Source organism: Nostoc paludosum FACHB-159 (genome assembly GCF_014698835.1).
Lineage (GTDB): Bacteria > Cyanobacteriota > Cyanobacteriia > Cyanobacteriales > Nostocaceae > Nostoc > Nostoc paludosum.
Window position 1 is genome coordinate 143744 of record NZ_JACJTU010000021.1, and the last position, 6864, is coordinate 150607.

General features: G+C 42.0%; 5 protein-coding genes. 2 read left to right on the top strand and 3 right to left on the bottom strand.

The annotated features are described in order from the left end of the window. The first annotated feature begins 576 nt into the window (after nt 1-576). Complete coding sequence (locus H6H03_RS21505; protein ID WP_190957110.1) at nt 577-1836, top strand: FAD-dependent hydroxylase; 1260 nt, start codon at nt 577-579, stop codon at nt 1834-1836. Between the two features lie 108 nt (nt 1837-1944). On the opposite strand, the gene H6H03_RS21510 is transcribed toward H6H03_RS21505, so the two are convergent. Beyond that, entirely contained in the window at nt 1945-2592 is a 648-nt protein-coding gene (locus H6H03_RS21510) for a Uma2 family endonuclease (RefSeq protein ID WP_190957111.1), read from the bottom strand. Between the two features lie 847 nt (nt 2593-3439). On the opposite strand from H6H03_RS21510, the gene H6H03_RS21515 reads away from it, so the two are divergent. Further along, entirely contained in the window at nt 3440-5635 is a 2196-nt protein-coding gene (locus H6H03_RS21515; protein ID WP_190957112.1) for a lytic transglycosylase domain-containing protein, read from the top strand. Here H6H03_RS21515 and H6H03_RS21520 read toward each other — a convergent pair. Then, nucleotides 5566-5844 (bottom strand): hypothetical protein, encoded by a 279-nt coding sequence (locus H6H03_RS21520; protein ID WP_190957113.1) that lies wholly within the window; start codon nt 5842-5844, stop codon nt 5566-5568. The genes H6H03_RS21515 and H6H03_RS21520 overlap by 70 nt on opposite strands. 25 nt (nt 5845-5869) lie before the next feature. Then, a complete protein-coding gene (gene dapF / locus H6H03_RS21525) occupies nt 5870-6709 on the bottom strand; it encodes a diaminopimelate epimerase (RefSeq protein WP_190957122.1) in 840 nt (279 codons plus the stop codon). Nucleotides 6710-6864: the final 155 nt, after the last annotated feature.

Genomic DNA, 6864 nt, shown 5'->3' on the forward strand with positions numbered 1-6864 from the left:
GTATTTGTGTATATCTAACTGAAGGAATTAGTCTAATTCTCTAGTGGCATTTTGAAGCTAATTCTAAAGTAATACTAAAACTACACAAAAGATGTAGGGCTATGATTTAATTTTTGAAAAGCTATGTGCAGATCGAAAAGAATGATTCCCTTGCCTACTAGCAGCGATCGCACCTAAAATGAACTAGTTTCGCCAAAGCTAAAATACCCGACTTTTTGTAAAAATCGAGTATCTTTCTGTTTTAAAATTATTAACTATGGATACAATTTTAAAAAGTTAATGTTTTTCATGTTCACCGTTATATCGAACTTTCCAGACCTCTCAAATATAAGTTTAAGTACTAAATTTTTAGATAAAGACACAGTAAAATAGTGTGGGAAAACTATAAATTTAGTAATCATTATTACATTAATAATTCTAATAATATAGTGTTTATACGCAACAAAAATTTTGATGCTTACTGGTAAGACCATTCAAATCGTCAATCGCCAATCCCTTTTAGTATTCGTCTGAGCTTGCTCAAAAAGCCGCGATCGCGTCAAAATAAAAGTTGAGATGCTGTAATTTATCTTCACAATGGCGCTAGCAGAGCTTAATCAAACTCTTTACTCTCCCCAAACACCATCAGACAACCGGGGATACGAATATGATTTGGTAATTGTAGGCGGTGGAATTGTTGGCTTAACTCTCGCCTCCGCCTTAAAAGATTCTGGCTTGAGTGTGCTGCTGATTGAGGCAAAAGTGGCATCAGCGGCAGTAGCTAAAGGTCAAGCCTATGCAATTCACATGCTTTCGTCCCTAATTTACCAAGGAATTGGAGTTTGGGACAAAATGTTGCCTCAAATCGCCAAATATTGCCGGGTTCGTCTTTCTGATGCCGATTATCCCGGTGTGGTGGAATTTGTCACAGACGACATAGGTACGCCAGAGTTGGGTTTTGTGGCGGAACACCAAGCAATATTGGAACCTTTACAGGAGTTCGTTCGAGATTGTGCAAATGTGACTTATCTGTGTCCGGCTGAGGTGGTAAACACCCACTACCAACGGGAGGCTGTAGCCATAGACATTAAAGTTGCTGGCGAACTCCGAACTATCAAGAGTAAATTACTCGTAGCCGCAGATGGATCGCGATCGCCCATTCGTCAAGCTGCTGGAATCAAAACCTCTGGCTGGAAATATTGGCAGTCTTGCATCGTTGCATTTGTCAAACCCGAAAAACCCCACAATAACACTGCTTACGAAAGATTTTGGTCTAGCGGTCCCTTTGCGATTTTACCTTTACCAGGGAACCGCTGCCGGATTGTGTGGACAGCGCCTCACGAAGAAGCGAAAGCTTTGTGTGCGTTAGATGATGAGCAATTTTTAAGAGAATTAACCCGCCGCTATGGCAATCAAATGGGTAAATTGGAACTACTAGGCGATCGCTTTGTTTTTCAAGTACAACTCATGCAAAGCGATCGCTATGTTCTTCCCCGACTAGCATTAATTGGTGATGCTGCACACAACTGTCATCCCGTCGGCGGACAAGGTTTAAATTTGGGTATTCGCGATGCAGCAGCTTTGGCACAAGTAATACAAGCAGCCCACAAAGCAGGTAAAGATATTGGGGAGATTCAAATTCTCAAACGTTATGAACGCTGGCGCAAGCTGGAAAACCTGACGATTTTGGGTTTTACCGATTTGTTAGACCGGATGTTTTCTAATAATTTCTTACCTGTGGTATTGGTTCGTCGTCTAGGTTTATGGTTATTGCAACGAGTACCTGTGTTAAAAGTGTTTATGCTGAAGTTGATGATCGGTTTGAAGGGGCGGACTCCAGAATTGGCAAAACGATAAAGTAGGCAATAGGCAATAGGCAATAGGCAACAGGCTTACGAAAGTGTTTTGGTGCTGGGGTTTTACAATCGGTTTATGTCCTAAACTATGCTTCAATTGCGATAAACGCTAGGCCACACCAGCTTGAAAAATCTGGTTTGGGGTGAGATTCAATTCGGGAAAAGTTTGGGAAATAATGCGTAGACGCGAAGCGGCTTGTCGTAAGACATCGCTTTCTCGAAACTTACTTATTTGATATTCCCCGTCAACCAAATTACAAACGGAGATTGTCGATTGCTTGGGGTTACCAATAAAATTACGTCCACCCAAGGCAGCATAATCGACAATCCAGTATTCGGGGATGCCCATTTCCTCGTAATCAGCGTATTTTAAATAGTAATCGTCCCGCCAATTGGTTGATACAATCTCAATTACCAAAGGTATCGATGCACCCAGGCTAACAATAGATTGTTTTTGCCATAATTTTTCGTTTGCCAGATTTGCACGGTTTAGCACCAAGACATCTGGGAAGTAACCAGAATCTTTTTCAGGAGGTCTAACGATAACTTGGTTGGGGATACCGTAGGGCAATCCTAGACGTTTGATTTCAACAGGAATTTCGACACCCAAAAAGCTTTTAACTTCTTCGTGTTCCCCTACTGGTTGCGCCATCTCAACAATGTCTCCGTTATGTAGTTCGTAGCGTACCCCTGAATTTTCGGGTAGCCAATCGACAAATTCCTCAAAGGTTACTTGCTTGGGTATGGCTTGAGTCATAAATGATAGAGAATTACTGATAATAGAAATATTACCTCTAATTTAAAGGATTGTGGACAGCTTTTCACTGTCAGAACAACTTACTACTTTTAATTAAAGAGCGATCGCACTTACATCTGTGATGGTTTGGAAAGGCGATCGCCGTAAATTTAAAATAAAAACGGCTATTAATTTTGAGCTATTTTTGCATTTATTCCACAATCAAATCTGGATATATTTAATCTTACGTATGTCACACGTGCCTTGTCATATTGTTATTTTGTGATTAGTCATTTAAACTATATTGGTTCAGTTGCATATTAACTTCCAAGGATAAGTCTATTGCCTCCCTCCAAGAGTAAGTTCAAAAATAAAATACCAGTCCTATTTGAGTTACGAAGGCAGCCAATAAAAAATTTATGGCGTTGCTGAATCAGAATATGAAATGCCAAAATTACCTTTCCTTTTCTTTGTACCTTTGCGCCTTTGCGACTTTGCGTGAGACAAATTCATATTTTCAATCAGCAACGCCAAATTTATTATTAACGAATTCCAAATAAAAAATATCCCACTACTTACAGTCAACAGTTATCCGTCAGCAACTTCAAGTGGTTGTTTTTATTTGTTGGAGTTACCTAATTACATGTATTCAATTGTTATTCGGATATGAGAAAAATTGTTACATTTATCCTGGGGATAGGTGTAATCCTGTTTAATGTATGCTATGTATCCAACACTGTCAACCTTAAGATTGAAAATTAGTATTTTTCTACATAAAATTAAAAATCTCAAATTAAAAATTGGTAACACTGATGGTTAAGAGTGCTAGAGTTTCAAGAAATTCATCAGAACTTTTCAGCGGGTATTCATGCTGAAGAAACTACAAAAAAAGCAAATTTCCATAATTGTGGCTGGGGCGCTGTTTGCCTTTTCAGCTGGGGCAATGGTATCAGCACCTGAGATTGGCAAATCTCTGGGGCAATGGCTCAAATTGGGTAAAAATCAGGTAGAGCAAACATCTGAGGCTAGCGTTGCCCAATCAGCGGTCTTTCCACTGATATCACAATCTCTGCCAGAACGGGCGGCAAAACTAGCTGCCATTGCAGGGCAGTCGCCTTCTCCAGACCGCAATCGCGCTCGTTATCTTTTGGCGAGTGATTACATTGAAAGAACCCAAGGGAAAAAAGCCCTGGCTTTGTTGGAAGGATTAGAAAAAGATTATCCCATTCTCGCACCTTACATTTTGCTCAAACAAGCTCAGGCAGAGGATCTGCTGGGTGAAGACGGCAAAGCCTCGGATCTCAGGCGAAAAGTGCTCAAAGAATATCCCAAAGAAGCAGCCACAGTTAAAGCGTTGTATTTAATTGCCCAACCAAAGGAACAGGAAACCGCGATCGCTCAATTTCCTTCTAATCCTTTAACTTGGGAAATTATCCGCAAACGCTTACAAGAAAATCCCAATCAGCCAAAATTGCAGTTGATATTGGCAAAATACGCCTATGACCAACCAGGCATAGTGGGGGTTTTGGATGGGTTAGTTAAACAACCTACCCTCAAACCCGAAGATTGGGAACTCATTGGTACAGCCTATTGGGAAAATAATCAATTTCTCAAAGCCGGGAATGCTTATGCCAAAGCGCCCAAAACAGCCCGCAACCTCTACCGCACCGCACGGGGGTTACAGGTAGGGGGCAAAGATAAAGAAAAAGCAATCGCCACCTATAAACAACTGGTACAGCAATTTCCCCAAGCTAAAGAAACTGGGACTGCACTGCTGCGATTAGCAGAAATAGCAAAAACTCCCAAAGACGGCTTGCCTTATCTCGACCAAGTAATTAGTAAATTCCCCGATCAAGCTAGTACTGCACTGGTACAAAAAGCTAAAACTTTCCAAGCACTCAAAGATCAAAAGTCAGCTAACTCAGCTTGGCAATTACTCTTAGGCAAGTACGGTAATTCTGACGAAGCAGCAGAGTATCGCTGGAAAATCGCCCAAGATAAAGCCAACAACAAAGATTACATCGGTGCATGGCAATGGGCAGAACCAATTGTTAGCAACAACCCCAACAGTATTTTGGCTCCCAGAGCAGGCTTTTGGGTAGGTAAATGGGCAGCTTCACTAGGAAAACAGCAAGAGTCTCAAACTGCTTATGAATATGTAATTAGCCAGTTTCCCTACTCTTACTATGCGTGGCGATCGGCGACGATGTTAGGGTTAAATGTGGGTAACTTTGACAACGTGCGGTCAATGAACCCGGAAGTCGTCGCACCCCAGCGTTCATTACCTCCTGCGGGTTCTGAAACTTTCAAAGAATTGTATTTGTTGGGTCAAGACCGCGATGCTTGGTTACAATGGCAAACAGAATTTCAGAACAAAATTCAGCCGACGGTAGCAGAGCAATTTACTGAAGGGTTGATGCAGCTGGCAAGGGGAGAAAATCTCATAGGAATTGACAAAATTTCTAAATTGGAAGACCGGGAAATACCAGCTGAACTTGCCGAATATCAAACTCTCAGCAAACAAATCTCCTATTGGCAAGCGCGTTATCCATTTCCCTATCTGCGAGAGATTGAAAAGTGGTCTACTGAACGTCAACTCAATCCTTTGTTAGTCACTGCCTTAATCCGTCAAGAGTCCAGGTTTCAACCAAAAATTAAATCTGTGGCAAATGCTACTGGCTTAATGCAGGTATTACCGAGTACAGCTCAATGGATTGCCCCACAAATCAAGTTGAATAGCAAAACAATAAACTTAGAAAATCCCAACGACAACATCATGGTAGGTACATGGTATTTGGATCATACCCATCAGCAATATAACAATAATTCCTTGTTGGCGATCGCTAGTTATAATGCTGGGCCTGGCAATGTCTCTAAATGGCTGCAAACTCTGACTACGCAAGATCCAGATGAGTTTGTGGAAGACATTCCCTTTGATGAAACCAAAAATTACGTGCGTCAAGTATTTGGCAATTACTGGAATTATCTCAGGCTTTATAACCCGGAGATTTCTAGCATAGTGGCAAAGTATTCGACTACGCATCCAAAACTGCCGACGCAATGAAATGGGGGGTTGGGGAGTGTGGGGAGTGTGGGGAGTGTGGGGAGTGTGGGGAGTGTGGGGAGTGTGGGGAGTGTGGGGAGATGGGGAAAAAGAGAATTTATGCTTCCCTTTCCTCCCACCCCTCCGTCTCCTCCCACACCTCCCACACCTCCCACCCCTCCGTCTCCTCCCACACCTCCCACACCTCCCACACCTCCCACACCTCCCACACCTCATGCCTAGTTTGGCCGATATTTAATACTCGAAAACTTCGGACGACATGAGACCGTCAGCTACTTTGGTGACGGCGCCGGTCATTGTGATTGTAAAATCTTCGCTGATGGCGATCGCAATTTGTCCTCCTGGCATGTGAACTGCAATTTCTGAATCACACAGGTTTAATTTGTGGGCAACAGCCGCTGCTGCACTGCTACTACTGCCAGATGCTAAGGTGTAGCCTGCTCCTCTTTCCCAAATCTCAATTTGAATATTTTGCCGATCTTTAACTTTCATAAACTGAACGTTGGTACGGTTGGGAAAGTAAGGATGAACTTCTACTAAAGAACCATACTGCTTGGCTATTTCGGGTGTGACTTCGGGTAACTGGATAACGCAGTGTGGATTTCCAATAGTGGCTGCACAAAAGCTAAAAGTTTGGTTGGCAACGGTAATACTTTCTTTGATAACTTCTCTGGAGTGCCCTGTCACCGGAATCTTTTCACTTTGGAAGCTTACACGACCCATTTCTACTTGAACACTTTTACCTGACTGGGCAACTCGCGCTATGACTCGCCCGCCAAGGGTATCAATATCAAATTCTTCTTCTTTAACAAGCTGGTTATCCCACAAATAACGAGAAAATATTCTCAACCCGTTGCCACTTTTCTCTGCCTCAGTGCCATCTGGGTTAAAAATCCGCAATCCAAATCTCGCATTGTTGGATGGTAAGGGGCCAAACAGAATACCATCTGAGCCAATTCCAAAGTTTCGATGGCAAATCCGCTCAATTTTTTCTGGGGTTAATTCAAATGCTAAATCTTGAGGAGAAATAACTAAATAATCATTACCAAGAGCATGATACTTTGAGTATTTCACTTGAGCAAACATAGCAGATATCTTAAAAAATAGATGTCTTTAGATAATAGACATCTCCGAAAACTGTCAAAGCTTTGCTGTGGCTAGCTTATGAGACGTAAATGCAAGCATCAAAAGCTAACTAGTGAATATGATAAAATACGGGTTTGAGATAT

Coding starts and splice junctions, on each gene's coding strand:
- H6H03_RS21505 (WP_190957110.1), top strand. CDS start 577: ATGGCGCTAGCAGAGCTTAATCAAACTCTTTACTCTCCCCAAACACCA.
- H6H03_RS21515 (WP_190957112.1), top strand. CDS start 3,440: ATGCTGAAGAAACTACAAAAAAAGCAAATTTCCATAATTGTGGCTGGG.
- H6H03_RS21510 (WP_190957111.1), bottom strand. CDS start 2,592: ATGACTCAAGCCATACCCAAGCAAGTAACCTTTGAGGAATTTGTCGAT.